General features: G+C 60.8%; 1 protein-coding gene and 1 pseudogene. Both read left to right on the forward strand.

The window, feature by feature from the left end:
* Positions 1-181 precede the first annotated feature (181 nt).
* Complete coding sequence (gene tnpA / locus MUW49_RS19335) at positions 182-586, forward strand: IS200/IS605-like element ISAs26 family transposase (RefSeq protein WP_180911564.1); 405 nt, start codon at positions 182-184, stop codon at positions 584-586.
* A 58-nt stretch (positions 587-644) separates the two neighbouring features.
* Positions 645-1883 (forward strand): annotated as a pseudogene (locus tag MUW49_RS19340) (ATP-binding protein); the annotation flags it as partial.
* Between the last annotated feature and the right edge of the window lie 326 nt (positions 1884-2209).

A 2209-nucleotide genomic window follows, 5' to 3' on the forward strand; every position in this document is an offset into this window, starting at 1 on the left:
TGCGTTTGGTTTCTGCCAGCCCGTGATTCCAGACATAACGAGCACAACCGCCCAACTGGCGCAGGCGTTGCGCTTGTTGTTCGGTCGGTTCGAGTCGGAATTTGTAGGCTTTCAGAATTTGCATTTAGCGCTCAGTGTGTAGCATTGTTGCCATATCTATTAAGCCCGATTGAGTGACAGAATGCAATTCACTAAAATTAATAAATCACGCCATTCGGCCTACGCTTTGCAGGTACATTTGGTGTTTATCACCAAGTATCGAAAGCCGATACTGGGGGATCTGCATCACGCCTCCTTCGGTCAGTGTGCGGCAGAGGTTTGCAGAGATTTTGGTGCGGAACTGAAAGAGTGTGACGGAGAGGCTGATCATGTTCACATGCTGATAGAGTACGCGCCAACGGTACAGCTATCGGTACTGGTGAACTCGTTAAAGGCGGTCACATCAAGGCGACTGCGTAATGAATTTCTGGACTTGAGAGGTGCTTACAGCAAACCCGTACTCTGGTCACGCTCTTACTTTGCGGGCTCTTGCGGCGGAGCACCGTTGGAGGTGATCAAGCAATACATTCAAAACCAGCGGGGCTGACGCCCCGGCGAAATTCCCCTCCCACCTACGTCGGAGGGAGTCCCCTTTCGCATTTAAGATGGTGCCCTATTTCGACGGGGAGGGGGCCATCAGCGGGGTGATCGACGGCTGGATAGACATCACGGACCGCAAGCGGCTGGAAGAGGCGCTGCGCGAGGCCAAACAGCAGGCCGACAGCGCCAGCCGCGCCAAGAGCGACTTCCTCGCCACCATGAGCCACGAGATCCGCACCCCCATGAACGCCATCCTCGGCATGCTGGAGCTGGCCACCGAGGATCCCGCTCTCAGCCGTCACAGCGGCGAGCTGCTGCGCATCGCCGCCGACTCCGCCAACGGTCTGCTGGATCTGCTGGGGGACAGCCTGGATATCGCCTCCATAGAGGCGGGCCAGATGACCCTGACTCCCACCCCCTGCGATCTCGCGCCCCTGCTCTCGTCCGTCACCCGGGTCTTTGCGGGCATGGCCGAGCAGAAGGGGCTGATCTATGAGGTCAGGCTGCCCGACACCCCCATGCCAAGGGTGCTGATCGATCCCCTTCGCCTGCGCCAGATCCTCTCCAATCTCATCGGCAACGCCATCAAGTTCACCGAGCAGGGCCGGGTCGCCATTACCGCCACCCTGACCGGGGGCGAGCAGCCTCCTGTGCTGCACCTCACCATCACCGACACCGGAGCCGGCATTCCTGCGGACAAGCTGCCCCGGCTCTTCACCCCCTTCTATCGCGCCCACGGCCAGTTCCCCGGCAGCGGGCTGGGCCTCAACATCGCCCGCATCCTGTGCCAGATGATGGGGGGGGAGATAGCCGTTCACAGCCAGGTCGGCGAAGGCACCCGGCTCGAGATAAGGCTGCCCCTCACGCTCGCTCAGCAACCCCCCGCCCCGATCACGGCAATGCCGGCGCCCCAGCCCCACCAGGCTCAACCCCTCCCCCATCGGCTGCATATCCTGGTGGTCGATGACAATCACGCCAACCAGATCCTGCTGCGCCAGCAGCTCAAGCACCTGGGACACGACGTCAGTGTGCGCAGCAATGGCCTGGAGGCCCTGCGCGCCCTCGCCAGCCACCCCTTCGATCTGGTCATCACCGACTGCCAGATGCCGGTGATGGACGGCTTCGAGCTGACCCGCAGCCTGCGAGCCCTCGGCCATGGCCTGCCCGTCTGGGGCTTCACCGCCCATGCCCAGCCTCGCGAGCGGGAGCTTTGTCTCGCCGCCGGCATGAACGACTGCCTGTTCAAGCCCATCGGCCTCGCCCGTCTGCGCGCGGCGCTGGCCACCCTGGGGCCAGCGCCCTGAGTACCGCCAACCCTTCCTCCCGTCATGTCGCAAGGGCGCGGCTGAGAGTGCGACTGAGAGTGCGGCATAAAGGGTCGCCCACAGAAACAAGAAACAAGAAACAAGAAACAAGAAACAAGAAACAAGAGACAAGAGACAACGTGGACCAGCCATGGATACAAGGCCGGTGGCGGTTCGAGCCCCATAAAAAAAGGTTCTTCGCGGGATCTTGGGGAAGTGGAAGTTGACAGACAGGGTGCTGGTAAACTGGCTGTCTCCAAACACACCACCACCATCACCCTGCTGTCGCCGTGCATCATATTGATATTGCCTCCTTCTGGCCAGGT

The organism is Aeromonas sp. LsrichE-8G (genome assembly GCF_022869435.1).
Lineage (GTDB): Bacteria > Pseudomonadota > Gammaproteobacteria > Enterobacterales > Aeromonadaceae > Aeromonas > Aeromonas caviae.